At 66.0% G+C, this 26,912-nt stretch carries 22 protein-coding genes and 1 pseudogene; 8 read left to right on the plus strand and 15 right to left on the minus strand.

The window, feature by feature from the left end; genetic code table 11:
• Nucleotides 1-8 precede the first annotated feature (8 nt).
• Nucleotides 9-314: an NIPSNAP family protein gene (locus N511_RS0110020; protein WP_027679166.1), complete on the plus strand. Its 306-nt coding sequence runs from the start codon at nucleotides 9-11 to the stop codon at nucleotides 312-314.
• 7 nt (nucleotides 315-321) lie between these two features.
• Here the strand turns inward: N511_RS0110020 and N511_RS0110025 are convergent, their stop codons facing one another.
• The gene (locus tag N511_RS0110025) at nucleotides 322-1,440 is read right to left on the minus strand and encodes a helix-turn-helix transcriptional regulator (RefSeq protein ID WP_027679167.1); all 1,119 of its coding nucleotides are present in this window, start codon (nucleotides 1,438-1,440) and stop codon (nucleotides 322-324) included.
• Between the two features lie 252 nt (nucleotides 1,441-1,692).
• On the opposite strand from N511_RS0110025, the gene N511_RS0110030 reads away from it, so the two are divergent.
• Nucleotides 1,693-3,795: a hypothetical protein gene (locus tag N511_RS0110030; RefSeq protein WP_027679168.1), complete on the plus strand. Its 2,103-nt coding sequence runs from the start codon at nucleotides 1,693-1,695 to the stop codon at nucleotides 3,793-3,795.
• 78 nt (nucleotides 3,796-3,873) lie between these two features.
• Here the strand turns inward: N511_RS0110030 and N511_RS24895 are convergent, their stop codons facing one another.
• Complete coding sequence (locus N511_RS24895; RefSeq protein WP_231479604.1) at nucleotides 3,874-5,301, minus strand: dipeptidase; 1,428 nt, start codon at nucleotides 5,299-5,301, stop codon at nucleotides 3,874-3,876.
• A 187-nt stretch (nucleotides 5,302-5,488) separates the two neighbouring features.
• On the opposite strand from N511_RS24895, the gene N511_RS0110040 reads away from it, so the two are divergent.
• The gene (locus N511_RS0110040) at nucleotides 5,489-5,920 is read left to right on the plus strand and encodes a PGDYG domain-containing protein (RefSeq protein ID WP_027679170.1); all 432 of its coding nucleotides are present in this window, start codon (nucleotides 5,489-5,491) and stop codon (nucleotides 5,918-5,920) included.
• A gap of 13 nt (nucleotides 5,921-5,933) precedes the next feature.
• On the opposite strand, the gene N511_RS0110045 is transcribed toward N511_RS0110040, so the two are convergent.
• Nucleotides 5,934-6,860, minus strand: coding sequence for a hypothetical protein (locus tag N511_RS0110045; RefSeq protein WP_027679171.1), 927 nt, complete (start codon nucleotides 6,858-6,860; stop codon nucleotides 5,934-5,936).
• A gap of 184 nt (nucleotides 6,861-7,044) precedes the next feature.
• Here N511_RS0110045 and N511_RS0110050 point away from each other — a divergent pair, with 184 nt between their 5' ends.
• Nucleotides 7,045-7,941, plus strand: a complete 897-nt coding sequence (locus N511_RS0110050) for an oxygenase MpaB family protein (RefSeq protein WP_027679172.1) — start codon at nucleotides 7,045-7,047, stop codon at nucleotides 7,939-7,941.
• Between the two features lie 12 nt (nucleotides 7,942-7,953).
• Here N511_RS0110050 and N511_RS0110055 read toward each other — a convergent pair whose 3' ends face one another.
• Nucleotides 7,954-9,546, minus strand: coding sequence for an MDR family MFS transporter (locus tag N511_RS0110055; RefSeq protein WP_027679173.1), 1,593 nt, complete (start codon nucleotides 9,544-9,546; stop codon nucleotides 7,954-7,956).
• 90 nt (nucleotides 9,547-9,636) lie between these two features.
• Nucleotides 9,637-10,584, minus strand: a complete 948-nt coding sequence (locus N511_RS0110060) for a LysR family transcriptional regulator (RefSeq protein WP_027679174.1) — start codon at nucleotides 10,582-10,584, stop codon at nucleotides 9,637-9,639.
• Between the two features lie 127 nt (nucleotides 10,585-10,711).
• Between N511_RS0110060 and N511_RS0110065 the strand changes: the two genes are divergently transcribed.
• Nucleotides 10,712-11,338 carry an FMN-dependent NADH-azoreductase gene (locus N511_RS0110065; RefSeq protein WP_004627558.1) on the plus strand — a complete coding sequence of 209 codons (627 nt, stop codon included), beginning with the start codon at nucleotides 10,712-10,714 and terminating at the stop codon, nucleotides 11,336-11,338.
• 144 nt (nucleotides 11,339-11,482) lie between these two features.
• Here the strand turns inward: N511_RS0110065 and N511_RS25375 are convergent, their stop codons facing one another.
• Complete coding sequence (locus N511_RS25375; protein WP_037026581.1) at nucleotides 11,483-11,629, minus strand: hypothetical protein; 147 nt, start codon at nucleotides 11,627-11,629, stop codon at nucleotides 11,483-11,485.
• Nucleotides 11,630-12,086: 457 nt separating this feature from the next.
• On the opposite strand from N511_RS25375, the gene N511_RS25590 reads away from it, so the two are divergent.
• Entirely contained in the window at nucleotides 12,087-12,218 is a 132-nt protein-coding gene (locus N511_RS25590; protein ID WP_004627564.1) for a hypothetical protein, read from the plus strand.
• A 16-nt stretch (nucleotides 12,219-12,234) separates the two neighbouring features.
• On the opposite strand, the gene N511_RS24010 is transcribed toward N511_RS25590, so the two are convergent.
• The 3 genes and pseudogenes from N511_RS24010 to N511_RS0110090 all read right to left on the minus strand — a co-directional run bounded on the left by N511_RS24010 (nucleotide 12,235) and on the right by N511_RS0110090 (nucleotide 16,620).
• Entirely contained in the window at nucleotides 12,235-13,968 is a 1,734-nt protein-coding gene (locus tag N511_RS24010; RefSeq protein ID WP_081785349.1) for a S10 family peptidase, read from the minus strand.
• Between the two features lie 46 nt (nucleotides 13,969-14,014).
• Nucleotides 14,015-15,427: pseudogene (locus N511_RS25500) on the minus strand (S53 family peptidase); the annotation flags it as partial.
• Between the two features lie 134 nt (nucleotides 15,428-15,561).
• Nucleotides 15,562-16,620, minus strand: coding sequence for a hypothetical protein (locus N511_RS0110090; RefSeq protein WP_027679176.1), 1,059 nt, complete (start codon nucleotides 16,618-16,620; stop codon nucleotides 15,562-15,564).
• An 886-nt stretch (nucleotides 16,621-17,506) separates the two neighbouring features.
• Here N511_RS0110090 and N511_RS0110095 point away from each other — a divergent pair.
• Nucleotides 17,507-17,848: a DUF1488 family protein gene (locus N511_RS0110095; protein ID WP_027679177.1), complete on the plus strand. Its 342-nt coding sequence runs from the start codon at nucleotides 17,507-17,509 to the stop codon at nucleotides 17,846-17,848.
• A 101-nt stretch (nucleotides 17,849-17,949) separates the two neighbouring features.
• Here N511_RS0110095 and N511_RS0110100 read toward each other — a convergent pair whose 3' ends face one another.
• The 3 genes from N511_RS0110100 to N511_RS0110110 all read right to left on the minus strand — a co-directional run bounded on the left by N511_RS0110100 (nucleotide 17,950) and on the right by N511_RS0110110 (nucleotide 21,358).
• A complete protein-coding gene (locus N511_RS0110100; protein WP_027679178.1) occupies nucleotides 17,950-19,647 on the minus strand; it encodes an AMP-binding protein in 1,698 nt (565 codons plus the stop codon).
• 161 nt (nucleotides 19,648-19,808) lie between these two features.
• Complete coding sequence (locus N511_RS0110105) at nucleotides 19,809-20,330, minus strand: hypothetical protein (protein WP_027679179.1); 522 nt, start codon at nucleotides 20,328-20,330, stop codon at nucleotides 19,809-19,811.
• A gap of 143 nt (nucleotides 20,331-20,473) precedes the next feature.
• Nucleotides 20,474-21,358: a LysR substrate-binding domain-containing protein gene (locus N511_RS0110110; protein ID WP_027679180.1), complete on the minus strand. Its 885-nt coding sequence runs from the start codon at nucleotides 21,356-21,358 to the stop codon at nucleotides 20,474-20,476.
• A gap of 131 nt (nucleotides 21,359-21,489) precedes the next feature.
• Here N511_RS0110110 and N511_RS0110115 point away from each other — a divergent pair, with 131 nt between their 5' ends.
• Nucleotides 21,490-22,248, plus strand: coding sequence for a sulfite exporter TauE/SafE family protein (locus tag N511_RS0110115; RefSeq protein WP_027679181.1), 759 nt, complete (start codon nucleotides 21,490-21,492; stop codon nucleotides 22,246-22,248).
• A 546-nt stretch (nucleotides 22,249-22,794) separates the two neighbouring features.
• On the opposite strand, the gene N511_RS0110120 is transcribed toward N511_RS0110115, so the two are convergent.
• The 3 genes from N511_RS0110120 to N511_RS0110130 are packed head-to-tail and all read right to left on the minus strand — an operon-like array spanning nucleotide 22,795 to nucleotide 26,869.
• Nucleotides 22,795-23,301, minus strand: coding sequence for a redoxin domain-containing protein (locus tag N511_RS0110120; RefSeq protein WP_027679182.1), 507 nt, complete (start codon nucleotides 23,299-23,301; stop codon nucleotides 22,795-22,797).
• Complete coding sequence (locus tag N511_RS0110125; protein ID WP_027679183.1) at nucleotides 23,298-24,551, minus strand: sialidase family protein; 1,254 nt, start codon at nucleotides 24,549-24,551, stop codon at nucleotides 23,298-23,300. The genes N511_RS0110120 and N511_RS0110125 overlap by 4 nt, the downstream gene beginning before the upstream one ends.
• Nucleotides 24,551-26,869: a TonB-dependent receptor gene (locus N511_RS0110130; RefSeq protein ID WP_027679184.1), complete on the minus strand. Its 2,319-nt coding sequence runs from the start codon at nucleotides 26,867-26,869 to the stop codon at nucleotides 24,551-24,553. The genes N511_RS0110125 and N511_RS0110130 overlap by 1 nt, the downstream gene beginning before the upstream one ends.
• Nucleotides 26,870-26,912 lie beyond the last annotated feature (43 nt).

Raw genomic sequence — 26,912 nt, forward strand, 5'->3', positions numbered from 1 at the left:
CACGCGCCATGATCACCTGCTACCTCCGCTACATCATCAACCCGGCACGGCTGGCCGAATTCGAAGCCTACGGAAAGATGTGGATTCCGCTCGTCGAGAAATTCGGCGGCCAGCACCACGGCTACTTTCTCCCATCGGAAGGGGCGAACAACGTCGCGCTGGCCTTGTTCTCGTTCCCGAGCCTGGCCGCCTACGAGGTCTATCGCGAGCGCGCCAAGACCGACCCCGATTGCGTGGCGGCCTTCCAGTACGCCGAAGACACCGGCTGCATCGTCAGCTACGAGCGCAGCTTCTTCCGTCCGGTATTTTCCTGACAGCCGTCTAGCCTTGCGGCCTGCGCTGCGACAGCACCCACAGCATGGCGCCCACCGCCTCCGCCTGCGAGCGCGTGCAGGTCTTTTCAAAGATGGCCCGTAGCTGCGAACGCACGGTCGACATGGCGACGTTGGCATTGGCCGCGTATTCGTCAGGCGTCTTGCCGGCGATCAGCGCTTCGCCCACCGCCGCTTCTGCCGCTGACAAACCGAACGCCTGGCGCAACTGCATGGCCGTTACCGGTGCGGCATCGCCCTTGCGGCGCGCTGTCACGAGCATGGCGGCATCGCCAAATGCGGCATGCGCAGCGTTGGCCGGCAATTGCGAAATACCGAGGAAGACTTCGTGCGGCGCCCCGAGTGCCGGCCGCACGGCAAGGCTCTCGCCCTTGCGTGACTTCGCCACCCGGGCCAGCGCGGCTTGCAGGCCATCGTTGTCGGCAGCAAACGCGGCAGTCAGCCGGCCATGCTCCAGCCGCAGGCAAGTCGATGCGCGCAGCAACGCCTCGGCCTGTGCGTTGGCAAACAGCACACGCTGATCCCGCCCGAGTGCGAACACGGCCAGGCCAAGCTGCTCCATCAGTTCTGCGCCGAGGGCTGCATCGCGATGCAGCACGCGCGTGTCCTGCCAGAGATTGATGGTGCGCTGCAGGTGGCCGGTCATGCCAGCCGCCGTGGCGCGCTCCTCATCCGAAAACGGAGCGCGGCCGTTGGCGCGCAGCATGCCCAGCAGGATGTCGCTGCCGCCAGGACGCGCCAGCCGCACGCCCATCAGGTAGCGAAATCCAGACGGCAGCTGATAGTCCTGGTAGAACTCGCTGCGCTCGACATAGGCATCCGACACGTAGTCCTGGCAGAAGGCAAATTCACCGAGCGCACTACGTGCGACGTACTCGCGCCGCGGATCAAGCGCGCCGTAGTACTGGTCGTAGCGGGCAATGATGTCGTCCCACCCCCTTCCTGGGGAGTAAGTCGAAAGATGGGGCGCATTCCGAACGGGGTCCCAGCTGAACATGTGGAACACGTTGGCGCCCAATGCCTCGGTGACGTCGTGAAACACCTCCAGGAAACCGTCCTGCGTCACCGCAGCTTCGTACAGATCACCAATGAGCTGGTCTTTGAGCACGCGTCCCTCCCCCGAAGGATGGCTGTCTGGCCTTGGCGCCCGCCGTGCTCACCCCATGCAAGCGAAGTGGCAGCGGACATGTTATGTGCGCAAACGTAGCACGTGCGTGCGCCGATCAACATCGTTCATTTGGCAGCACTTTCCTCCAAATGAATGATGCGGACGCTTGGGGCGGGCTTCGAGAATCTCCGTGCCGAATAACGGGATAACGGCGTCGCACGCACGGCGCACCCACGATCCAGGGAGGACTCCATGAAACTCACCCCCATTGCAATCGCACTGGCCACGCTTGCCGTATCGGCCTGCGGCGGCGGCGATTCCGGCAGCAGCGCCAGCACAGCGCCGGGCACCAATGTCCCGGCAGCGCAGACCGTCAGCGGCGTCGCCGCCACGGGGGCAGCCATGCAGGGCGCCACGGTCACGCTGATGGATGCGACCGGCAAGTCGGTCGACTGCCCGGCCAACGCCACCACGGGCGCCTTCCAGTGCACGGTCACCGGTCTTGCCGCGCCGTTCGTGCTGTCGGCGGCCGGCAATGTTGCCGATTCGCAAGCCACGCTGATCGCGCTGTCTGCCAGTGCCGGCACGCAGACGATCAACATCACGCCCATCACCAACGCCATCGCCGCCACCATCGTCGGCGACAACCCGACCAAGCTCCTGGGCAACACGGGCCTGCTGCAAAGCAAGGTAACCGCGCAGACCGTCTCCAGCACCGTCGCCGCCTACGCCGCCGCGCTGGCCGACCTGCTGGCCGCCACCGGCAACACCGGTGCGGACCTGATCTCGGGCCCGTTGACGGCGGGCGCCCCGGGGTTGGACCGATTGCTCGATCAGGTGCGGGTGAACGTGCTGCCGGACGGCAGCGTGCAGATCAGCTCCGTGGCAGGCGCGTCGAGCGATACGCCTGCGCAGTTGCAGCTCTCGCCAGGCGTCGCGCCCCAGCCCAGCGACAAGGCCAGCCTGCCAAGCGTGGCGACCATCAATGGCAACCCCGTCTCGAACCTGCCAACCGCGTCCGATCTGGCGGCGCTGCAAACGGCGCTCAATCAGTGCTTTGCGGGTTCCACGGGCGCGGCGCGCACGGGCGGCAGCGTGCCCGTCTGCGGCCAGATCTTCGTGGACGACGTGGCCAGCGGCGCGCTCATCAACGGCGTGCCCTCGGCCTACCTGAACAACGGCCTGACTGCCGACAAGGAATTCGGCCCCGCATTGGGCGGCGGCGCGCCCGGCCTGTTTGCCGATGACGCGATGAACAACGCCAGCTTCAGCCTGCCGGAGATCATCCGCGTGGCATCCAGCAGCGGTGACACGCTGTGGATCAAGCTCGCCTGGACCCGCGCCGACGGCCTTCGCGACGGCATGCAGCAGCACGTGCAAGTGGCGGTGCAGCCCGCCTCGCGCGCCAGCGGCGACAACGGCTGGCGCATCGTCGGCAACCAGCGCGCCGTGTTCACCAAGGTCAACGCCAACGCGCAGAAGTGGGACTGGTTGAACAGCGCCACCGCAATGACGGGCACCAATGCGTTTGTCGATTCGATCAACATGCAGGTCGGCATCGTCGACGCCGCCGGCACGCCGGTCGATTTTGCGATCGTGACGGGCCCAGGCCTGCGCAATGGCGTGTTCCTGCAGCCGTCTTCCGGCACGTGCGACACGCTGAACATCCGCGCCCAGATTGGCGCAAGCCAGACCCCGGCGCAGCTTGCGCTACTGGCCAAGCAAAGCGCCTGCCGCAACAACTTCCGCCTGGCAGGCGTGGCGCAAGACCCGGCCAACCAGGGCAGCTTCACGTGGCCAGGCGACGCACCGCGCAACAACACGGCCTGGGCCAAGCCGCAACTGACGGCAACGGAGCTGGCGACCATCACGCCGTTCAGCGCCTACACGATCGCCATCTATCAAGGTGGTGTCACCAGCCAGCCGTCGAAGACGTACACGGTGCGCCTGCGCACGCCATCGCCCTCGCCGGATGCGCTGCGCCAGTACACGTGGCAGGACATCTCGCAGGCGACGCGCGACATCCTCACCCCGGGCACGGCATCGACGTTTGCAGGCGGCCCCACCCTGCCCGTCACGTGGACGACCAAGGCCGGCGTGCCGTTCGTGAAGCGCGTCAATGTGCAGATCCGTTCCACGATGTCGGGCCAGCCGACGGTGTTCGTCAATGGCGTGGGCCGCGCCTCACCGGCGGCACCCGGCACCACGCTCACCGTGAACGTGGCGGGCGATCAAGGAACGGCCTTCCCTGCGGTGGCAGGATGGACGGGCACGCAAGACATGTCGTTCACCAACATGTCGTGGGCCGATCCGATGGATCTGAACTTCACGACGTCGGTCGAATACGACCGCTGATACACCGCTGACAAGCAGGGCACACGGGGAAGTGCGGTGATCGGGCCCGCGAGGTGTTGGCCGCCTTGCGGGCCCCGATCAACCCACCGTCGCCTCGAACACGCGCCGGTAGTTGCCGCCCAGGATCTGCCCAACTTCCCCTGACGTGAATCCCGCCTTCAGCAACGCCGTCGCCAGCGCCGGCAACTGCGCATAGCCCGTGAACACCGGCGGCCGGATAAAGCCCAGCATGTCGGTGCCCAGCCCCACGTGCGCCACGCCCACCACATCGGCCATGCGCTTGATGCCCAACGCCATGGCATCGAGGTTGGGAAAATCCGCCGCATTGGGCCATACGCCGATCACGCCGCCCGTCTCCGCCACTGCGCGTGCATGGTCGGCGGAAATCAGCCGGCTGCGCGACCTGGGCGCCCGTGACAACGCCGTATGCGACAGCACCAGCGGTTTGGTGGTCGTCGCCGCGGCCCGCTTGACGAGGTCATACGTGCCGTGCGCCACGTCCACCACAATGCCCAGCGCGTTGCAGCGGCGCACCACGTCTGCGCCGAAATCCGTCAGGCCGCCATGCACCGGCGGTTCGGTCTGGATGTCGCCCAGTTCATTCACGCGGTAGTGCGTCAGTTGCAGGTGCCGCAGACGGTGCTGCGTGTAGGCCTCGTCCACGCGTTCGATGCGGCCCTCCAGAAAGTCCGCACCTTCCGACGCGATGATGACGCTCGGCCCTTGCGTGCCCATGGCGGCCAGCGAGGCGGCGTCGGTCACCACATGCAGTTGCTCACGCTCGATCAGCCGCTGGGCACGCGCAAACTCTGTCATGCCGAGCTGGTAAAGCTCCCCGGGCTCGGGCGTGCGGAACGCCTCGAAACGGTTGCCGCCAGCGCCCACGTGCACGGCCGTGGTGTCGGTCACGATGGCCAGGCAGATGACCTGCATGCCGCCGGCGCGCATCGGCTCCGCCACCGGCAAGAAGGGGCGGTTGGCGCCGATCTTGGGATCGCGCGAGACAGTCACGCGCCCGGCGTGGCTGTGCATATCGACGGTCAACGTGCCGGCCGGCGGCGCCCACATGGACGACGCCTCTGACGGCGCATCGGTGTAGTTGGCAAAGCGGCCCGGCGCGCAAGCTGCCAAGCCCATCGCGGCACCTGCCGCAAGGAACACGCGACGGCTGATGCGCGGCGATCCGGCCGCAGGCTGCCCAGGCGAGAGCGCCGCATCGACCAATTGATAACGCCAGCCCGCAGGGTCGTCGTGCAAACGCACCAACCGGCCGCGGACGCGCGTCACGTCCCCCACCGGCATCGGCTGCGCTGCAAACACCTCGATGCTGGCGGCCGGGTTGCGCGACACGCAACCGCCGCAGCACGGCGCCTCAGCGCTCAGCAGGAAATAGTCGGCAGACTGCGCCGCGGCGTCCAGCGGCATCGCCCAGCCTTCCACGTCGACGATCGTGTCGTGCAGCGCGTCAGCCTCGCGCGTGGCGATGAGGGACCAATCGATGAGCATGCACACTCCGCGAAATTGAGCTGCGGTATTGTGCGCGCGATCGGCCCATCGCTCTATCGACGTTGGTTACACGGCCCTACACGGCATGACCGACGCCGCGACGGAAACACGGGGCCCAACGGCCCCATTTGCGCTACGCTTACAGCCTTTCGCCCGACCGGGCTTTCACCGCCTTTCGCGTCACCTCATGCCCGCCCTGCAACACGTCGACCTCCGCACGGACCCCGCCGCCCGCCCCTTCGTCAAGGATGAGATTGTCCACGTCGACTTTGCCGTCGAAGCCGGCGAGCTGATGAGCCTGGAAGGCCCCAATCGCTACGCCTCCGGCGATGCGCTGATCACCGGTTCAACCGGCGACCGCTGGGTGGTCTCGCGCGAGCGTTTCGATGCGAAGTACGCTCCCGCCGATGCATCGCTCGCGCATGGTCAGGCTGGCGCCTACCGCAACCGGCCGAGCGTGGTGCTGGCCAAGCAGATGCGTGAAGCGTTCTCGATGGCGCGCTCCGAAGCCGGCGATGTACTGCACGGCGAGCCCGGTGACTGGGTGCTCCAATACGCCCCCGGCGACTACGGCGTCGTGCAGGCGCAGCGCTTCGCCAAGGTCTACCGCCCGGCCTGACTTACCAAGAGCGTCACTGCGCCGTCTGCTGGCGCTCGATTTCGTGGTGCTTCATCTGCAGATAATCCTGCCGTTCGATTTCATGCAATTGGCGCGGGTACTGCTCGGTGGCGCTGAACCAGGTGTTCAGCCGCTGCTGCAAGCGCTTGTCCGCCGGTGCCGACAGCGACTTGAGGTAGGCGTCGATGGCGAGGTAGTAGCGCATCGTGTTGCGCTCGAGCAGGCCGCGCACGCCGCCCACATATTCGGGCTCCCCGCCCGATGAAGATTCCGCCGTCTTGGTAAAACCGACCTTGCCGCTGCCCACGGTGGCAAGGTATGTGCGCATCGCCAGGCGCCCCGCCGCGCCGTAACCGTATGCGTAGGTCAGGTGCAGGAAGGTGTGGTTGCCGGCGCCCGGCGCGGGAATGGCCTCCAGCATGATGTGGTAGTCCCGCGTGCTGAGCGGGCCGGAAGCCGCGCTGAGTTCCACGCGGAAGTAATCCGCATTGCTGACAACAGGGTGATAACCGAACTCGAGGCGATAGCTGCTGGACAGCGAGTCCTCCACCTTGCGGCCGAGGTTCACGTTCAGCACGCTGCCATCCGTGCCCTGCGTGGCGTGGCAGTACTTGATATTCAGATGCAGGATGAGGACGTCGCACCAGTTGGCAGCGCCATGCTCCGGATCGCCCAGCGCGCTCTTGACGGTGGCGAACGGGTAGTCGAGCACGCTATAGATGTCGCTCTTGAGCCGTTCGGGCGCTTCGGTGGATTCCAGCACCAACGGACGATGGAACACGTTATCGGCCAGCTGGGGCGCCACGGTCTGGTATTTGTCGCGCAGCGCTTGCGCGTTGTCTGCCGCACGCGCGGGGAGGCTCAGGCACAGGCTTGCCATCAAGGCAATCACGGCAAGCGAGCCAGACCAGGCGGTATGTCGACGGGGGGTCATAGGCATGGCGTTCTCGTGGAATCGTTCTTCATTCTAGGAGGCGCGGATGCACATGCCGTCGCAACAAATGGTCCTGCGCCGGCACATCGTCCATGCGGCGTTCTGTCATCACGGCTGCCAAGGCATGCGCCGATGCGGCTCGGTAAAATGAACGCTTCTTCGCCTCGTGCTTCCCGGCACTTTCGGCACCATGCCCTCGCCATTCGACGCCATTCGCGAACGCATCGCCAATCAGGTCCGCGGCCTGACGCGCGCCACCGGCAGCCTCACCCTCGACATTGCTTCACCGCCCGGCGACCCCGGCCTGTTCGGCCCCGATGCAGTCTGCTGGAAGGTGCACGCCGATTTTCCGGCGATGATGGCCGGCGGCATCAGCGCGTTGTTGTTGCAGGCGCTGCACCCCCGCGCGCTGGCCGGCGTGTGGGACCACTCCAATTTTCGTGAAGACCTGCAAGGGCGCCTGGGCCGCACCGCGCAGTTCGTGGCCGGCACCACGTATGGCAGCCGGCAAGATGCGCTGGCGCTCATCGACCGCGTGAAGACCATCCATGACCGTGTGCAGGGCATCGCGCCCGATGGCCGGCCGTATTCCGCCAACGACCCCGACCTGCTCACCTGGGTGCACGTGGCCGAAATGTCGAGCTTCCTGGCGGGCTATCTGCGCTATGTGGATGCCGGCCTGAGCGGCGCGCAGCAGGATCGCTACTTTGAAGAGACCGCGCTGGTGGCCGAGATGCTCGGCGCGCGAGACGTGCCGAAATCGCGGGCGGCGGTGCAGACTTATCTGAACGCGATGCGCGCCGAGCTGGTGGCCAGCGATCGCACGCGCACGGTGGTGGACGTCTTGATGACGTGGCAGGCGCCGCGCCCGGGGTTGCGTCCAGCGGTCCGCCTCTTTCTGGACGCGGGCATCCAGCTGTTGCCGCCGTGGGCCATCCAGATGCTTGATCTGAAGCGGCCGCCGCTGCAGGCGGCGTTTGCCTCGGCGGCCATGCGCACCGTGGCACCGACGCTGCGCTGGGCGTTGCATGACGGCAGCGTGGCGCGCCGCGCTCGTCGGCGCGCGCTGGCGCCTGCCGCGAGCTAGCGCGCTCGTCTTTTACTCGATGGCTTCGGCAAGTGACACCTTGCCGCGCAGCGCCTTCTCTTCCAGCCGCACGATCAGCAGCGGCGAAATTACCGACACCGCCGCGGCAAAGAAGAACAGATGCCGGAACGCGCTTTCGCCTGCGCGTTGCAACGCCTGGGCGTCGGCGCCATTGCTTGCCAGGGCCGCGTGGAACAGGTCCATCAGCACGTCGCCGCCGGCCGCCACCTGGGCGCCGGGCGCAGCCTGCCGCAGCAGCGCAATCAACACGGAGGTCAGCACCGCCACGCCCACCGCGCCACCCAACAGGCGCGAGAAGGCGGTCAGCGCCGTGGCCAGGCCCACCGTCTGCGGTGGCACCGCGTTTTGCGTGGCGACCAGGCCAGTCGGGAACTGCACGCCGATCGCCAGGCCGAGCACGATCATTGCCAAGGTGAGCGCCAGCACGCTGTGCGGGTCGAGCAAACCCAGCGATGCGACGGCGAACGGCACCACGCTTGCGCCAATCAGCATCAACGGCTTGTAGCGGCCGCTGTGCGTCATCCACCGGCCGGCAATGAAGGCGCCAAGCGGAATCGACAGCGTGAGCGGCACGAGGCGCAGCGCGGCCGCATCGGGGCTGGCACCGGCCACCATCTGAAAGCGCAGCGGCATCAGCACCGACGTGGCAATCAACTGGAAGAAACACAGGAACAGCGCCAGGCAGCAGATCGTGACCGTGCGCACACGGAACATCGACAGCGGAATGATCGGCTCGACGGCACGGTTTTCCTGCCAGACGAACGCGCCCAGCAACACCACCGCGCCCGCCAGTAGGCCTAGGTTGTCGGGCTGCGTGAGCGGCGTGCCCTGTCCCACCCGGGTGATCATCAGCAAGAGCGCGGTCAGCCCCGCGGCAAACAGCAACACGCCCGGCACGTCGATCGGGCGACGCTGATGCGCCACCGGCAGATGCCGCAGCGTGCGGCGCACGACGAGCAGCGCGACGATGCCCAGCGGCAGGTTGATCCAGAAAATCCAGCGCCACGACAAGTAATGCGTCAGGTAACCGCCGATCACCGGCCCGGCGAGGCTGGCCATGGCCCACATGCCGCTCACGTAGCCCTGGTAGCGGCCCCGCTCGCGCAGCGGCACCACATCGGCAATCGTGGCCTGCGACACCGAGATCAAGCCGCCGCCGCCCAGGCCCTGCAGCACGCGCGCAACCAGCAGCATCGGCATGCTGGTCGCCAACGCACACGCCACCGACGCCAGCACGAACAGGACGATGGCCGTCGTCAGCATGGCGCGGCGGCCGTAGAGGTCGCTCAACTTGCCGTAGATGGGCGTGACGACCGTGGACGCCACCAGATACGCCGACACCAGCCACGCCATCAGCGCAAAGCCGTTGAATTCGCCCGCGATCACGGGCAGCGCCACGGCAACGATCGTCTGTTCCAGCGCGCCCAGCAAGATGGCGAGCATCAGCCCGCCCATCACCGCCATCACCGGAATGTCGGCAACCGGTAGCGCGTCCAGCGGGCTGGATGCCGCGCTGGGTGCCGACGCGATTGGCGCAGTGGGCGTGTCGGGCTTGGGCGGTTCAATGCTGGGGCGGGAGGACATGGGAGAGTGCGCGCATGCCGCTCGGAGCATGCACGCCAATGGGGGAAGCGAAGCCATTGATGATACTGCCGATTCGCATTCGTTGCAGAGTCAACGATCGGGTTTCCGAACGATGTCTTCATAACAGCGGCTGACATTCGCCGTGATGCCGGGCAACTCCTCGGCCAGGAATTCGATGAACGCGCGCACAGCCGGCACCAGCCCCCGGCGTGACGGAAATACCGCGTGAAACTGGTGCACCGGCAAGCGGTATTCCGGCAGCAGCACGACCAGCCGACCGTCGCGCACGGGCTCCGCGCAGAGGTTGAACGGCAGTTGCGCCACGCCAATGCCAGCCAGCGCGGTCTGGCCCATCAGGTACAGGTCGTCCGTCACCAATGCGGGGGTGTATTCGATATCGACCGCACCGCCTTCGGCTGTGGTCAGGCGCCAGCGCGTCCGCTCGCCTGCGGCGCCCTCCACGCCCACGCCCATCACGCCGCGCATCGATTCGGGCGTCTCAAACGGGCCATGCTCGGCAACAAACGACGGGCTGGCCACCAGCACCTGGTCGCTCACGCCAAAGCTGCGCACGACGAGGTTGGAATCGTCCAGCGTCGAGCGCACGCGCAGCGCCACGTCGTAGCCGTCGCCGATCACGTCGACACGGCGGTTCGTCACGTCCAGCTCCAGCCTCACATCGGGCTGCGCGCGCAGGAATTTGGACAGCACGGGCGCGATGAACACATGCGCCACGCCCACCGGACAGCTCACGCGCAGCCGGCCCGAAGGCTTTTCGCTCGCGTGCTCCGCCACTTCGAAGGCGGCGCGCGCGGCCTGCGTCATCGATTCGCAATGCGTATAGAACGCCGAGCCCACGTCCGTCACATGCACCGCCCGCGTCGAGCGTTGCAGCAGCCGCACCCCCAGGCGCGTTTCCAGATCGGCCACGCGCCGGCTCACACGCGATTTCGGAATCCCCAGCGCCCTGGCGGCGCCGGAAAAACTGCCGTGGGTCACCACGCTGGCAAACAGGACGAGGTCGTTCAGGTCTTCCATGGCCGTTCTCCAAAGGACCGGCGCATTGTCTCACTCATAGAACGATGTGTGTCGATTCGACCCACTACTGGAACTCGCTGCATCGCACTATCTTTGCAGCAACCCACCTTTTTCTTGGAGAGACACCATGCAAGTCCTTCACATTGATTCCAGCATCCTCGGTGACGCCTCGGCTTCGCGCCTCCTGAGCGCCGCCATTGTCGACGAGCTGCGCCGCGAAAACCCGAGCGCCACCGTCGTCCACCGCGACCTGTCGGTCGAAGCCATCCCTCACCTGGACGGCGCCATTGCCGCCGGCTTCCGCGCCACGGGTGCCGACGATTTTGACGACGCGACCCGCGCCGAGCATGCCCGCTCGGAAACGCTCGTGAATGAACTGCTCGCCAGCGACGTGATCGTGGTCGGCGCGCCGATGTACAACTTCTCGGTGCCGAGTCAGCTCAAGGCGTGGATCGACCGCGTGGCGCAAGCCGGCCGCACGTTCAAGTACACGGAAACCGGCCCGGTTGGCCTGGCCGGTGGCAAGAAGGTGATCGTGGCATCGACGCGCGGCGGTATGTACTCCGCCGGCCCGGCCGCCGCCATGGACTTCCAGGAGGCCTATCTGAAGACCGTGTTCGGCTTCTTCGGCATCACCGATGTGCAGTTTGTACGCGCAGAACGCCTGGCGATGGGCCCGGACGCTCGCGCACAGGCCTTGGAAGCCGCACACGCCGCCATGCGCGACGTTGTAAGCCAGGCCGTGGCAGCCTGAGCGAACGGGATGGCGGCGCAACGGGACGCGCCGCACCCTGCCTCGCACAATGCCAAACGGGCGCCGCATCGCTGCTGGCGCCCGTTTTCGTTTTCTACTGCCGTGACAACAAGGTGCGATCGCCCCGGTGGGCTAATCGGCCGATTACTCGTCGCGGTGTTCGCGCGCCTGATGCATGGCTTCGAGCACACGGCGCGCCCGCAGCTTGCTCCACATGACCGGCACAACGATCGCGGTGGCGATCAGGCACGGTGCAGCCCAGGCGATGGTGGATTCCAGAAAATTCGTCATGATGCATCCCCCCGATATGTTGCCGATGCGCACCGTTGGGTAGCGCGCATCGCATGGTCCCCGCAGGGCTTGCTGCCTCGACTGGGCCGAGGCGCCCTGACATCTGTCTCTATATAAACGGCTATCGGCGCCGCGCGTTCAAACTTGAAGCACAACGTTTGCCGTTTGGTGTATTTCCCGCCTATCTCGACGATCTGTCAATAGTGTGACGATAAGTTCGTGGAACATTGTGGCGCTGCACTGACAGTGCCCGAGCAGGCGCGCGGTGCTCCACAGTCCCGCCGCAAAGGTAACGGCAAATTACGGCGCCCCCGATCCGCGCGTTGCCAATGCGGGCGGGAAGACGGATTACCGGCCTGGACGTCACAGTTTTTCTTACAAACGGTAAAGCGCGGTTGCGAGGCATTTCCATACAGTGAGGCCAGATCAACGGTCACCATCACCACGGAGCCTCATCATGAAACGCACCATCGCCCTGCTCATCCTTGCTGCTGCCGCCACCTCTGCGCTGAGCGCCTGCGTGGTGGTGCCGGCGGGCGGCTATTACGACCGCCCGCATTACTACCACCCGTATTACCGCGGGTATTGATCCGCAAACCGGAGGCTCAGGCCTTGCGCGCTTGCAGCATGCGGATGCGCGCGACGGCCTGGTGGTCGGTCGTGGCGGCGTCATACAGGCGCGCGAGGTCGGCCTTCAATGCCGTGCGGGAGCCGCCATCCAAATACACCATGTGCCCCGACGGATAGAACCCCGCCGACAGGTTCTTGCGCACATCGGCATCCAGCAACGGCATCGCCTTCAGATCCAGCATGGTCTGGTAGAACGGCGTGACGAAGTCGTAGTAGCCGTTGGCGGAGAAGACTTTCAGATCCACGTTCAGGCTCATCGTGGCGGCCAGGTCGCCGGCGGTGTAAAGGGCGACATTGCCATTGGCATCGAGCCCCTTCTGCGCGCCGGTCGGGTCGGTGTGGCGGAAATCCCAGTGGCGGAAGGCCTGGTCGTTCAAGTCCGTGAAGGCGGAGTTGGACGTGAACTTCAGGTCGTCGTTCAGGTAGGTGTTCCACATGGCCGTGTAGACGCCGGACACCGCCGTCATGGTCGGATCGTTGCCGCCCGAGTTGGGATCGACACTGGCCGCAATGCCGGTGTGGATGCCCGTGACGCGGCCGTCGTACGCACCCAGCGACAAGCCCTTGTCTGCCAGCAGTGTGGTCAGGAACAGCGACGTGCCTGCGCCGTCAGACGCGGCCACATCCAGCCGCCAGCCCTGCAGCGTGGCCGCGTCGATGCCGGTGTAGGCCGCCAACGCTTTCAGCACGGCCGGATCGGCATGCGCGGGCTTGGCAAGCGCTTTTTCGTAATCGGTACTGGCAAATACGGCGGCGGCTTCCGCAAAGTCGCCCACGTCAGCGGGCAGCGGCCCGCCTTTGGGCGAGGTGGCACGCTTGTGGAACCACGCGTCCGCCGCGCACGTCGGCAAAAGCCCCACCGGATTGCCCGCCTGCGTGTAGTCGAGGATGGACGACTGCAGCGTGATGCCGTTCAGGTCGACCCCGTCCTCGTGCAGCACATACGAGAGCACGCAGGAACGCGCCGTGCCGTAAGACTCGCCAAACAGAAACTTGGGTGAATTCCATCGATCATTGGCCGTCAGCCAGCGCTTGATGAACTGCGCGATGCTGCGCGCGTCCTGGTCAACGCCCCAGAAATCGAGGTTGCGCTTGGGCGCGATGGCCGTCGAATAGCCGGTGCCGACCGGGTTGATGAAGACGAGGTCGGAGCGATCGAGCAGGCTGTCGGGATTGTCTTCCATGCGATACGGCGCGGGCGGCGTGAACGACGGCATCGACGTCACGATGCGGCGCGGCGCAAACGACCCGAGCAGCACAAACACTGCCGAAGACCCCGGCCCGCCGTTATAGAAGAACGTGACCGGCCGCGCCTGCGCGCCGCCTTCCGGTGCATCGGCCACAAAGGCCACATGGAACATCTTGGCCACCGGCTGCGAACTGCTCGGGTCGACCGTGACGAGGTGGCCGGCGTGCGCGGTGTAGGCGATGTCGCGTCCGCCGATGCGCACGGTGTGGTGCGTGATCGCCATGCCCTCGCTGGTGTCGGTCACGCTGTCGTCGGGGCCGTTGCCGTAGGCGGTGGGGTCGAAGAACGGCTGGTCGGTGGTGGTCATGCGTGCCTCGCTGCTAGAAAAGGTTCGCGATCGCGTCGCCCTTGGGACTGCCCAGGCCGGTGCAGGCGTCCCAACCGGGCGCCGCGGCAAAGGTGCCGTTGTTGCCCTGCTTGATGTCGTTGAACGCGCCGGGGTTCTGATACAACCGCGCATGCAGATAACCGACCGGCCGCCCCTTGATGGCATTGATGCGCGCGATGAGCGCAGCCCACAGCGGCGCGGCCGCGCTGGTGCCACCCACGACACCGGTCTCGCCATCCACGCGGACGACGTAGCCCGTCAGCGGGTCGGCATCGGCCGATACATCGGGCACGCCGCGCCGCGCCAGCGGCACACTCGCGCCCCGCGTCTGCTGCGCCGCCAGGCCTTGCTGCCAGCTTGGTAGCGCAAACACCGCGCTCACCCCGCCGCCGCCCGCACCGCCCTGCGCGCCGGCGTTCCACACCGTTTCCTCTGCGATGCGGTTTCCGCTGGCGCGCACGCTGGTGCCGCCGCATGCGAGCGCGTACGGGCTGGAGGCGGGAAAGTCGACGTGGTCCGTGCGATCAGGCAAGCCGTCGGTGGAGCCGCTGTCGCCCGAGGCCACACACACCGTCACGCCCATCGTCGCTGCGCTTTGCAGTGCGGCGTTCACGGCTTGCATGGCCTGCGGCGTCCAGGCGCTTTCGGGCGCGCCCCAACTGATGGACACCACCGATGGCCGCAGCTTGGTGTCATGGATGGCAGCGTTGATGGCCTGCACGAAACCGGCATCGGTATTGACGGTGAAGTACACGGCCAGCGTGGCGCCCGGTGCCGCAGCGCCTGCCACCTCGAGGTCGAGCATGACTTCGCCGTCCGGGCCGCCCGGGTCGCCCGTTGGCCGATTGGCGCCCTGCCCGACCGGCACAGCTGTCACTGTCGGCATCGGCACGCCAAGCTCCTGGAAGTACGCCCGCAGATCGTCTTCCCGATAGCCGCCGCCAAGTTCAATCAACGCAATGCACTGGCCCGCGCCATCGCCCTGCGGAAAACCGTAGAGCTGCGCGAGCTGCACCGGCGTGTACGACGCCGTGGGCGCTGCACGCGCGGGCCGGATGCCTCCGGGCTCAGTCGTTCCCGTGGGCAGCGGCACGAAACGGAAATGCGGCTCCGCCTGCGGGCGCGAGTCCAGCCCCAGCACGGCAACGACCACGTCCTGCAACGACTCCGGCAAGCGCAGCGGGCCGGAACGCCCGCGGTATTCGCAATCGCCATGTGCCACGCGATGCAGATGCGTATCGAATGCCTTGCAGAACTGTTCGACGGCGCCTTCGAGCGTGACGGTGGCGGCGGCCACGCTCACGTCGACGACTTGCAAACCGTGTTCGCGGGCGAAGTTGCGGACGGCGTCGATGTCGTCTGTGGTGGCGCCAAACTGGGCGGCCCATTGTTCGCGCGTGAGGGGCGTGGGCGGTGGCGTTCCGGCTGCATGCGCGTGTGCAAATCCGGACAGGCGCGCATCCAGATCCGCCTCATTCGGACGGCGCAACTGCACGAGCGCGCGGATCTGCTCCGCGGGGTGCGCATCGCCGAGGATGCGGGCGTCTTGAGGAATGGTGCGTTCGCTGCCGCGCAGGGGGTGCCGGACCATGGGCCATCTCCATGTAGGTAGGTGGCCCGTGCGTCGCAACCGGCGTGCCGAAGGCGCTCAAGAATGCCGACAGGATGCGGCGCCACCTTCAACCACGTTAGGCGATGGCTTGCCCGCTTGACCTACGGGGCCTGTCAGTCGGCGAAATCGGCGCTGCCGGCGCCTTCCGCAGGATGCTGCGGCTTGCCGTCCGCAAAGGCACGGCGGATCAGTGCGCCGCATGCCGCGCTGCGCACATAGGCGCGTGGGCCGAGCGTCTCGCGTACCAGCATGCCGTAGTAGCGTTTGTCGGCGGTAATCCACGGATAGAAGCCAAATGCCCCGGCCGAGCTGAACGCGCCATCGCCGCCGGGCTGATCTTCGATCCAGTAGTTGAGCGCGTAGTGCCACGGCAGCGCGGCCGGCGTGCTGACCGCCGTCGGGCAGGTGCCGGGCTCGGTGCAGACGGCATGCTGGCCGAGCATCTTGCCGAGCTGGTATTCGCCGCGGATGAGGCGGCGCAAGAACTGCCCATAACCGGCAGGCGTGGCGATCATCCCGCCGGCTGGCTCGGGCGCGAGGTAGCGGATGCCGAGCGGCTGGCCGCCGTCGCGCAGGCCGGGTGCATTGGCAAGCTGGCGGTCGAGGTCGTTGTTGAGCGCCTCGGCGTCGGCGCGGCCCAGGCCGAGATCGATCAGCAGCTTCTGGTCATGGCCGCCGTTGTAACTGAAACGCCCGACGTGCCCTGGCGTAAAGGTCGCGTTGCGGCCGCGCTCAAAGCAGCTCTGCACCGTGTCATTACGATTGCACAGCAGCGGATTCAGCCCGTCGTAACCCGAGCGCATGGTGAGTGCATCGATTTCGGCAGGTGTGGGTTTGCCCTTGGCCCGTTCGACCACGTAGGCGCCAAACACCCATTTGGATGCCGATGCCAGCCGCACTGTCTTGTTGGCACCGATGCGCTGGCCCTGCTGCCCGCGCATCAGCACGCCACCGGCGTCGCCAATTTCCCAGTAGTAATCGCCCAGATGCTGGCAGCTGGCCGCACGCGCCAAGGTCGACTCCACGGCGGCGCGGCGCGTTGCCAGGCTTGGCGGGGCAGCGAGCACGGCGGTCGTCACCACCCATGTTGTCGATGCCACCAGGGCGGCGCTCCCCAAACGCCCGAACCCTGCGAACGCCCTGATGTTCCGGGCGTGTCTTGCTTGCGTCATGTTGATGTCCTGCACGTTCTCTCATGCCTTGCCGGCCCGGCGGCACTGTACCGCAGCCGGCGTTGCATTCTTGCTGTTTTACGCTGGAGCGCCCGTTTCTGTGCAGACTTGCAACATGCCCCAACGAAGGCGCATGACTGTATCGGCGGTACCTTGCAGGCAGGTTGCGAGGCACGATCGACCGGCGTTTGAAACGTAAGCGTTTGCGCGTCGATTAATCGTCTTGGCGAGTGATGAATATCACTTCATATTTGCACCCCCAATATGTCCTAAACCTCCCGTTTATGAGCCAAATGGAGGATAAGAATCATGCCAAGAGGCGCTGGCGGTCTGCATAGAGTGTCCTAGAATGCAATCGAAGAAAAGCAGAATTAAATAAAACTAAATACGCGGCATCGACGAGCTTTCGGGAGCGAGCCATGGGAACAATGAAACGGGGAACAGCGGGCTTCACTGCTCGCCTGGGGTGGGAACGTCACACTGCCAATTGGCAGGTGATTCCTACGCGTCGGCGCCTTTTTCAAACGCGCCTCCCCACGCGCGCCTCTACCGTGTTTCTTTGGATGCTGGCCATCTCGATCGCCGTAGGTCTCGGGCTGCTGCACCGATTGTGGTAACCATAAAAACATAAGCAAATTTTGTACGGGGAAGGTCGCAGCGCGAGAGCGAATCGCAGTCAAACACCGAATTGACAGACCGGCATAACGGCACCGAGGGATAGTCCGACCCGCTTTACTGGGTCAACCGCATCCGGATGGATTCAGCATCTGGAGCATCGTCATCCCTCCATTCGGAAATCACGCTCCTGCATGTGGCCACTACGCCGCGAAAGCGGCATGTGGGGCACGCCGCTCATCCGGCGCGCCTGGTCAATGGGGGGAGCATCATGAACATTTCATTCACCGGCAAGACCTTCAGGTCCGTAGGCGACCTGTTCTTCCAAGCCATCGTCGACGGCAAGGTCGTGAGCTGTTTCGTCACATCCGAAGCCCTGTCGCTCTGCGATTGCGCACATCAGAAGATCACGGCCGAAGAGGTCTATCGAAATTACCGCGACTGGATCGAGCTGGCTGCGTCGGACCTGATCCGCGCTGGCTCGCTCGCGCCGGTCATCGTACGTGGCCGCGACCTGGCCGCCTCACGCGCATCGCTGCCGCACGGCGGCGTCCCCGCTTACGACCTGGATCGCGTGCGTCAACTGCGCCTGGTCCCTCGCTCGTCGCGCTGACGTCCCTCAGCGCTGGCGCAGCGGAACGTGCGGTCGGGGGGCCGCACGTTCCGTGGGTGCCAAAACGCCCAAACGCCAGAACAGAACGCGCACATCGCACATCAGTCGGTCGGGAAATCCTCTTCCCAATATTCCTGCAGGTTGCGTACGCCAGCGGTGTTCTCGCTGCGCGCGGCTTCACGCATGCGCAGTTCGACGCGCCGGATCTTGCCCGAGATGGTTTTGGGCAGATCGGCAAATTCGATGCGGCGCACGCGCTTGTATGAAGCCAATCGGCTGCGGCAAAAGCGGAGGATGTCGCGCGCCAGTTCCGGCCCGGCTTCGTGCCCCGCACGCAGCACCAGGAAGGCTTTCGGCACGGCCAGGCGCAGCGGGTCGGGGCTCGGCACAACGGCGGCTTCGGCGATGGCCGGGTGCTCGATCAGCACGCTCTCCAGCTCGAACGGGCTGACTCGGTAATCCGATGCCTTGAATACGTCATCGGCGCGGCCGACGTAGGTCAGGTAGCCGCTGGCATCGCGCGCCGCAATGTCGGAGGTGTGATACACGCCGCCGCGCATCGCTTCGGCGGTTTTGTCGGCGTTGCCGGCGTAGCCTTCCATCAGGCCGGTCGGCCGTGAATTCAATTCGATGCAGATCTCCCCCTCTTCCGCCTCGTGGCCGTCGGGGTCGCGCAGCGTGATGCGGTAGCCCGGCAGCGGGCGCCCCATCGAGCCCGCCTTGACGGGCTGCCCCGGGCTGTTGCCGATCTGGCAAGTGGTTTCGGTCTGGCCATAGCCGTCGCGGATGGTGATGCCCCACGCGGCGCGCACACGTTCGATCACCTCCGGGTTGAGCGGCTCGCCTGCACCAACGAGTTCGCGCAGCGCCGGCTTCCACGTGGCCAGATCTTCCTGGATCAACATGCGCCATACCGTGGGCGGTGCGCACAGTGTCGTCACCTTGGCGCGGCAGAGCACGTCGAGCGCCGCCTTGGGTTCGAAGCGCGCGTAGTTGTAGATGAAGACGGTGGCGCCGGCATTCCACGGCGCGAAGAAGCAGCTCCACGCGTGCTTGGCCCAGCCGGGCGAGCTGATATTCCAGTGCACATCACCGGGGCGCAGACCGATCCAGTACAGCGTGGACAGATGCCCGACCGGGTAGCTCGCATGCGTATGCATGACGAGTTTGGGTTTGGACGTGGTGCCGGACGTGAAATACAGCAGCAACGGATCGCTGGCCTGCGTGGGCGCATCCGGCGTGAATTCGGCGGACGCATCGTAAGCGTCTTCAAAGCGGTGCCAGCCGGCGGGCGCCTTGTCCGTACCGACCGCGATGCGCGTGAACGTGCCCGATACCGCGTCGAGCTTGGCGCAATCTGCCCCGCCCACCACCACGTGGCTCACCTCGCCCATGGCGATGCGTTCGCGCAGGTCTTCGGCGGTGAGCAGCGTCGTGGCCGGGATGATGACCGCGCCGATCTTGATGCTGGCGAGCATCACATCCCAAAGCCCCGGCACGTTGCCGAGCATGAGCAGGATGCGGTCACCGCGCTGCACGCCCAGTGCCCGCAAATGGTTGGCCACGCGCGCCGAGCGCTCGGCCATCTGCGCGAACGACAGCCGCGTCTCGTTGCCCTGATCGTCGACGACCCAGAGGGCGAGCGCGTCGTTGCCGCGCGACATGGTGTCGAAATAATCGAGCGCCCAATTGAAGCGGTCCAGCTCGGGCCACGCAAAGTCGCGCACGGCGGTGTCGTAATCCTCACGGTGCGCGAGCAGAAAGTCGCGGCACCGCAGGAAGGCATCCAGCGATGTCATGCCTGTCTCCTGAGGTTCGGAGCGTGTGATGCACGCTCCAACAGCACGCCTCGTCCGGGCGCTACAGTCCGGGCGCTACAGAAACGCACCTGCAACCGACATCGCCACTTATAGGAGGAATTCCTTCGCCAGACCAGCCCGGATTGTCCCGAGCCATGCGCTCATTGCGAGCGCGGCGGAAAGCGCAACGAACGGCCACCGCCCAGGCTCAGCCACGCCCAGGCCGTTGCGGCCATCACCACGCCCAGCACGACGATCCATTGCGCGCTGACGAGCATCAGCTCGATCGTGCCGGCCATGTCCGGCAATATCTGCGGCCACGCGGGGGCTAGCCAGCCATCGGCGTCGAACCATGCGCCGCGTCCGGCACCCGTGGCGAGTTCCACCGCCAGCAGCGCCGCGTTGATGGCCGCGAATGCCATGCCGCTGTGTGCGAGCAATCGGCTGAACACCGGCAGCTCATACAGCGGTCTCATATATTGGATGTGCCGCGTGAGCGACCACGCGCACACGATCAGCAGCGCCACGCTGATGGCCACCATGGGCGCCGGGCTGCGCAGGCACACGCCCAGCGCGATCCACGCCAGCGCATTGATCTCGTGGCGCCGATAGATGCGCAGCGCACGCGCCGCGTGCAGCAGGCCGATCGGCGGAACACCTGGGGGAACACCGGCAGACGCCATGATGTGCTCCATGAGCGGAGGGTTGGTGCGGCGCCGCACGTCAGTGGCTGGACGGCCCGCAACTGCTTGCAGTGTACCGACGCGTTTTCAGCGGCGCGAGTTCAAACAGCATCTCTCCGCCAAATGACGGACACGCACCCCGCTCAGGCCTCGCGCAAATGCTCGATCAGCTGGCGCGCAAAGACGGGCAGATCGTCGAAATGACGCACGCAAATCCGCAGCAGGCGCGTCGCCCAGGCGTCGGTCAGGCGCACACGGCGGATGGCCATGGAGCGCTGCAGCCGGATCGCCGCATGCTCGGGAATCACCCCGACGCCCACGTTGCGTTCCACCATGCGGCAGACGGCGTCGAAGCTGCGCAACCGCACGCGGTATTTGAGCCGATGGCCGGCGCGCGCAGCATGCCCTGCCAGATACGCCTGCAATGCGTTGTCGCCCGTCAGGCCGACAAAATCTTCCTGCAAGGTTTCAACGAAGGCCAGCTCGCGGCGCTCGGCCAGCGGGTGGTCGCGCGCGGTCACCAGCACGAGGCGGTCGTGGCGGAACGGAAAGGTCTCCAGCCCCGACAGATCGACCGCGTCGTTGACGATGCCGATGTCGGCGCGCCCCTGCGCAATCGCTTCGACAATCTCGTGGCTCACCAGCTCTTCCAGGTCGATATCCACTTCCGGATGCGCGGCGAGAAAAGCGCTGAGCGTTTCCGGCAGGAACTCCGTCATGGCGGCCGTGTTGGAAAGCAGCCGCACGTAGCCCTTCAGGCCACGCGCGTATTCGCCCAGCTCACCGCGCATGCGGTCCATCTGTTGGAGGACCACGCGGGCGTGGTGGACGAGCGTGCGGCCGGCAGCGGTCGTTTCCACGCCGCGCCGGTTGCGCGTGAGCAGCGGCACGCCCAGTGTGTCTTCCATCCCGCGGATGCGCGCGCTGGCCGACGCCAATGTCAGGTGCGCGCGCTCGGCGCCCGCAGTGATGCTGCCGGCTTCAGCGGTGTGGAGGAAGAGTCGGAGGTCTGTGAGGTCGAAGCGCACGATGCGTCTCAAAGTTGGCGTCAGCCTCAGTCCTGCGCTGAGGCTCGGTCAATGTATCGCAGATTGTCGCGGGGTCGCCAGTGCCCGAAACTGAGGCACCTAAAAACAAAACATCTCAGACATCGCCCCCAATGGAATCCACCACGCCGTTGCTTTTTGGCGCGGGCCTGCTCGCCGGCATGATGAATGCGCTGGCGGGCGGCGGCTCGTTTGTCACCCTGCCCGCGCTCATGTTCGCGGGTGTGCCGTCGGTCTTTGCCAATGCGTCGAGTACGGTCGCGCTGCTGCCGGGCGCGGCCACGTCGGCCTGGGCGTATCGCGCGGACTATCGCGGCTTCGGGCACGTCTCGATGCGCGCCATGGTCGCGATCAGCCTGGTGGGTGGACTGCTCGGCGCGCTGCTGCTGATGAACACGTCGTCTCGCGCGTTCGATTTCATCGTGCCGTGGCTGCTGTTGATCGGCTCGCTGGCATTCACCTTCGGCAAGCAGGCCGGGGCGTGGCTGCGCCGGCGCGTGCAGATCGGGCGCACCACGCTGCTGATCGCGCAAGGCGCGCTGGCCATCTATGGCGGCTACTTTGGCGGCGCGGTCGGGATCATGATGATGGCCGTCTGGACCCTGTTCGGCCACGACGACATCAAAGCACTGAACGCCTCACGCACGCTGCTGGTGGGCGCGACCAACCTGGTGGCGGTGGCCTGTTTTGCGCTGGCAGACATGGTGTGGTGGCCGCAGACGGTGGTCATGCTGGTGGCCGCGGCGCTGGGCGGTTATCTCGGCGCGCATGTCGGCAAGCGTCTGCCGGTGCCGGTGGTACGGGCGTTGATTTCCACTTTCGGTTTTTCGATGACGGCGCTGCTGTTTTGGCGCGCCTGGTCGCACGCTTGAGCATGAGGAGAACCGCCATGTCGCACGTGCAGCCTCATCCGACACGCCGCACGCCCGCGCCGCGGGCCCATCGCGATCCACTACCCTACCGCGCCGCGCGCAGTGCCTGGCACGCCCACGTTGCCGAGACCCCATCTGCCGAACCGGAAATAGCGGGGGCGCAAACGGTGTTCTACATCGCGCGCGGTCTTGCCGTCTTGCTGGCCGCCGTGGCCGTGGGCCTGGGAGCCACGTCCAATGACGCGGAACACCCATCCACGGCATACCCCTCTTCTTCGCACGCGACAGCGCGCTGAGGGCGCGCTATCATCCGCCCCCGCCACCGCACAGTCCCGGACAGTACAGATTCAGTATCGACCGGGCAAAGAAAAAGCCCGCGGGCCGGGGGGCGAGCGGGCTTAACATCTTCAGCCTTTGACGACGAAAGATGGTCGGGTGTGCTTTGTGAACGAGCAATGCGCCGGAATTCACAAAGCGAGGCCATTATAAAAAGTGCACGCCCCCCGCCATACCCCAACAACGAGGGGGGTCCGTGTCGTTTTCTGATTAATCCCTGAGCGCTGTTTCCAATAGTTGGGGCGTCAGCAAGCCGCTCGATGCGTGGCGCTTACCGTCCGGGCGCAGGATGATCGTACGCGGCATCTCGCCCTGCCAGCCGGGGTCGAGCGCGGCGCGCAGGCGTTCCGGCATGTCTTCGGCATTGGCGTATTGCGGCACGCGGGCAATGTCGATCTTCCTGTCGCGGGCCAGCGGCGCCAGGGCGCGGTTCAGCATCTCGGCCTGCTCGGGGCCGTCCATCGAGACCATCACCACATCGACGTTCTTCTTGGCCGTGCGCCGCCAATGCGCGATACGGGCGATGTTCTCCCGGCAGTAGCTGCATTCCAGTGACCAGATTTCGACGATGAGCGGGCGCGCCTGTGGCGTCTGCAGCAGTGCCGGCACATCGCGCGCATGCAGCGGCTGGAATTGCAGCGTGCCGGCGGCCTGCGCTGCAAAAGCGGCGGCGGCCAGCGCTACGCCCATCGCAAACGATTTCCATCGTCCCTTCATTTCGATGCCTCCAATGATGGATTGGACGGGCTGACATTGCCGATATCGATCAGCCGGTAGCCCTCGGCCTGCGTGCGCCAAGACAAGTAGACATGGCCGTCGCGCGCGAGCAGTTGCGGGTGGTCGCTGCCGCCATTGGTGCTTGCCGCGCTGGCGGGCGCTGTCCAGTGTGCGCCGCCGTCCGTGGATTTGCGCAGCAGGATCTGCATGCGGTCGTCGGCAAATTGTTTCCAGACCAGCCACAGCGCGCCGTCCGCGGCGAGCAATGCGGGGTGCGATGCCTGCGCGCCGGCTTGTGGCGAACCGGCAAAACCCCAAGCCTCGCCGATCGGTTTGCCGTCGGCCGACAGCCGGCTGTAGAACAGGCCGGGCTTGTCCTGCTGCACGGAGAACCACGCCATGTGCCGCACGCCATCGGCCGTAACGGCCAACGCGGGGCCATGGTGCGGACACGCATCAACGCGCCACTCCGAGAACGTCGCGCGCGTGACGGCAAGCGGCGCATTACCAATCGGTAATGTTGCCAACGCGTGATCGCGAATCTGCCCGGCAAACACGTTGCGCCACAGGGCGAGCATGTGGCCGTCGGCATCGGGCGCGAGCGCAATGCGGCAGCATTCGCAGGTCTGGTCGATGATCTTGCGCTCGGGCGCAAAGGTGGCGCCGCGGTCGGTCGAAACGGTGTAGTACACCGCCGCGCCGTCATACGGCTGTTTGGCCGCTTGCGCGCGCAGCAGGTCGCGCTTGTCGATCCACGTGACGAAGATGCGGCCGGCGCTGTCGACGGCAATCGAATCGAAGCGGTGCGTGATCGGCTGGCGATCGTGGTGGACGGTGACTGGCGCGCTCCACGTCTTGCCGCCGTCGAGCGAGCGCGAGAAACGCACGAAGCCCGTGTACGGCGCATCGAGCGGGCGCGACCAGCTCACATACAGCGCACCGTCAGGGCTGGCGATGACCTTCGGGCGGTTCTCGCCGTCGGTATAGATCGGCTCGGGTTGCGGGTTCACGCGCTGCGGCGCGGACAGCGTTTTGCCGAGATCGTCGGACGAAGCGATCACCACGTGCTGCCCTTCCGCCCACGTCACCCACAGGCGCCCTGCCTTGTCGAACGCGGCCGTCGTGGCGAGCTGCGGTTTGGCGGCCGGCTTGCCTGCCATGGCGCCGTGGTCGTGGCCTTCGTGCGCGGCCGCCACCGTGGCCGCCAAGGCCAGCAGCGCACCGGCAAGGAATCGAGGAATCGACTGCATTACAGACGCCATTTCAGTTGCCCATAGAAGGTGCGCGACGGATACGGGTGGTACACGAAATACCGCCGGTCGGTCAGGTTGTCGACGCCCAGCGCCAGCGTGACGTGCTTGTCGATACGGTAGCTGGCCTTGAGGTCCACGGTGAAGAAGCTGCTGGTGCCGCCGTAGACATTCGGCAGCACATCGGTGTTGTCGAGCGTGCCGTATTGGCGGCCGGAGTAACGCACGCCCGCGCCGACCGTCCAGTCGGGCGTGGCATGCCAACTCGCAAAGAGATTGGCACGCACGCGCGGCATGCGCGGCCAGGTCTCGTCGACGTAGGTCGGGTTGGCCGCATCGGCCAGCGTCTTCGATTGCGTGAAGGCGACGTTGGCTTCGACGTCCACGCCACGCACGCCGGCGCCCTGCAAGACGTCCTGCCCCGAGTACGCCAGTTCGATGCCGCGCGTGCGCACGCGATCGACGTTCTGCACGTTCGTCACGTTGGGCGTGACGGTGATGTTGGTCTGCGTGTAGATGCTGTCGCGCACGTCGCTCTGGAACAGGCTGGTACGCAGCACGCCGTAGGGCACGGCCTGCTCGACGGTGAAGTCGAAATCATTGGCGCGCTCAGGCTTGAGATTCGGATCGTTGTTGACGATCGTGTTGCCGCTGATCGTGCCCTGGAACAGCTCCGCCACCGTTGGAAAGCGCACCGCACGGCCGTACGACAAGCGCAGCAGCGTGTCTTGCGTGGCCTGCCATTGAATGGCCGCCTTGGGCGAAAACGCGTCTTCGGTACGGCTGGCGTAGCCCAACGTGCTTGTGCCGTTGCCGAGCTGGCCGTTGTAGGCGCGCCAGCTTTCGTAGCGCAGGCCCAGGGTGGCAAGCCAGCGCGGCGCAAACGCCCAGGCATCCTGCAGGAACACCGCCTGCGTTTGCGTGTCGCCCTGGTAGCTGGATTTCAACGTGGATAGCGTTTCCGCCGACCAGTTCGTCGCGTTGAAGGTCTGGTTGCGCAGGTGGTATTGGTCGTAGTGGTAACCGGTCGTGAAGGTATGGCCGGACACCGTGGGCGACGTCGCCTTGATGTCGAAGTTGGACCAGCCGGTGCCGTCGCCGTAGAACACCGTGCCGGGTCCATTGCCGGCCGCCGTGTTCGACGCGCGCAGGATGTCGCGCGAAACGTTGTAGGCCGACGCGTTGGTGTCGATCTTCCAGCCGCCGATCTTGCCCTTCACGCCCAAGCCGTAGAGCCAATTTTCCTGGTCGCCGTTTTGCGGGGCGAAGGTGTTCGGGGCGATCGTGTACGGCGTGCCGTTGATCAGCACATTGCCGCCCGTGACGGTGTTGCCGGCCGCATCGCGCAGGAAGCTGAGCGCCTGGTCGTTGAAATGGTTTTCCCAATGGCCCAGCGTGAGCGATGCTTCCAGGCTGTCGCTGAACACGTAGCCGAATCGCAGCGTCTCTTGCAGCTGCTGCGTGCGCTCAAGCATCTGCGGCCCGAGAATCACGCGCGGCTGGCCGTTGGGGCCAAGATCCTGCCGCGCACCCGTGACCGGCACGGGCGTGCCGCCCGCAGTGAACCTTGAGTTGGGCGTGGCGTATTGCATCGGCTGGCTGTCGTTCTCCAGCCGGTCGACCGACAGCGCATACCAGAACTTGCCGATCCGGTCACCCAGCGACGCACTCTCGTGGTTGCCGGTGACGTTGCGCGAAAAGCCGTAGGCATCGTTGTAGTGCTGGCTCATGATCTGCGTCTGCGCCGCGGCCTCGAACTTTTCGGGACGGCGCAACGTCATCGCAATGGTCGTGCCCATCGAGTTGCCCGGCAGCAGCGCAGAGAACGGCCCATACAGAATATCGACGCGCGCAAGGTCGTCCGGCCCGACCATCGACCAGCGCGGCGGGAAGCTGTAGCTCGACCCAAGCAGGTTCGAAAGCAGGATGCCGTCGGCATACAGCAGGCCCCGCGCGCTTTGAATCTCGTTGAAGTCGCGGCCGGCGAAGATGGAGTTGCGGTCGCCAATGAAGCGGCGGCGCACCATCACGTTGGGCTGGTATTTGACGGCGTCTTCGGTGGTGACGACGTTGCGGTCGGCGAGCTGATCGGCCGTGACGCTTTGCACGACCGCCGGCGTATTGCGGGCGAACGGCGCGGGATTGGCGTTGGCCCGGACCACGGTGGGCGCGAGTTCCTGTGTGACAGGCGGGGGCACGGAGGCCGCATCGTCGGCGGCAAAAGCAGACAGCGGTGCCGCTGCGCTCAGCGCGAGCGCAGCACGGCACACCAGCGTGCGCTTAGGGGCAGCGGCCCCGGTGCGCTTGTGGAATGACATCGGAAAGGTCTCCGGATTGCGATGGCGTCGGCCCAAGCGGGGC

The sequence above is a fragment of the Ralstonia sp. UNC404CL21Col genome (assembly GCF_000620465.1).
In the GTDB taxonomy this organism is placed as follows: Bacteria; Pseudomonadota; Gammaproteobacteria; order Burkholderiales; family Burkholderiaceae; genus Ralstonia; species Ralstonia flatus.

Coding starts and splice junctions, on each gene's coding strand:
- N511_RS0110020 (WP_027679166.1), top strand. CDS start 9: ATGATCACCTGCTACCTCCGCTACATCATCAACCCGGCACGGCTGGCC.
- N511_RS0110030 (WP_027679168.1), top strand. CDS start 1,693: ATGAAACTCACCCCCATTGCAATCGCACTGGCCACGCTTGCCGTATCG.
- N511_RS24895 (WP_231479604.1), bottom strand. CDS start 5,301: ATGCTCATCGATTGGTCCCTCATCGCCACGCGCGAGGCTGACGCGCTG.
- N511_RS0110040 (WP_027679170.1), top strand. CDS start 5,489: ATGCCCGCCCTGCAACACGTCGACCTCCGCACGGACCCCGCCGCCCGC.
- N511_RS0110045 (WP_027679171.1), bottom strand. CDS start 6,860: ATGCCTATGACCCCCCGTCGACATACCGCCTGGTCTGGCTCGCTTGCC.
- N511_RS0110050 (WP_027679172.1), top strand. CDS start 7,045: ATGCCCTCGCCATTCGACGCCATTCGCGAACGCATCGCCAATCAGGTC.
- N511_RS0110055 (WP_027679173.1), bottom strand. CDS start 9,546: ATGTCCTCCCGCCCCAGCATTGAACCGCCCAAGCCCGACACGCCCACT.
- N511_RS0110060 (WP_027679174.1), bottom strand. CDS start 10,584: ATGGAAGACCTGAACGACCTCGTCCTGTTTGCCAGCGTGGTGACCCAC.
- N511_RS0110065 (WP_004627558.1), top strand. CDS start 10,712: ATGCAAGTCCTTCACATTGATTCCAGCATCCTCGGTGACGCCTCGGCT.
- N511_RS25375 (WP_037026581.1), bottom strand. CDS start 11,629: ATGACGAATTTTCTGGAATCCACCATCGCCTGGGCTGCACCGTGCCTG.
- N511_RS25590 (WP_004627564.1), top strand. CDS start 12,087: ATGAAACGCACCATCGCCCTGCTCATCCTTGCTGCTGCCGCCACCTCT.
- N511_RS24010 (WP_081785349.1), bottom strand. CDS start 13,968: ATGCGCGGTTGTATCAGAACCCCGGCGCGTTCAACGACATCAAGCAGG.
- N511_RS0110090 (WP_027679176.1), bottom strand. CDS start 16,620: ATGACGCAAGCAAGACACGCCCGGAACATCAGGGCGTTCGCAGGGTTC.
- N511_RS0110095 (WP_027679177.1), top strand. CDS start 17,507: ATGAACATTTCATTCACCGGCAAGACCTTCAGGTCCGTAGGCGACCTG.
- N511_RS0110100 (WP_027679178.1), bottom strand. CDS start 19,647: ATGACATCGCTGGATGCCTTCCTGCGGTGCCGCGACTTTCTGCTCGCG.
- N511_RS0110105 (WP_027679179.1), bottom strand. CDS start 20,330: ATGGCGTCTGCCGGTGTTCCCCCAGGTGTTCCGCCGATCGGCCTGCTG.
- N511_RS0110115 (WP_027679181.1), top strand. CDS start 21,490: ATGGAATCCACCACGCCGTTGCTTTTTGGCGCGGGCCTGCTCGCCGGC.
- N511_RS0110120 (WP_027679182.1), bottom strand. CDS start 23,301: ATGAAGGGACGATGGAAATCGTTTGCGATGGGCGTAGCGCTGGCCGCC.
- N511_RS0110125 (WP_027679183.1), bottom strand. CDS start 24,551: ATGCAGTCGATTCCTCGATTCCTTGCCGGTGCGCTGCTGGCCTTGGCG.
- N511_RS0110130 (WP_027679184.1), bottom strand. CDS start 26,869: ATGTCATTCCACAAGCGCACCGGGGCCGCTGCCCCTAAGCGCACGCTG.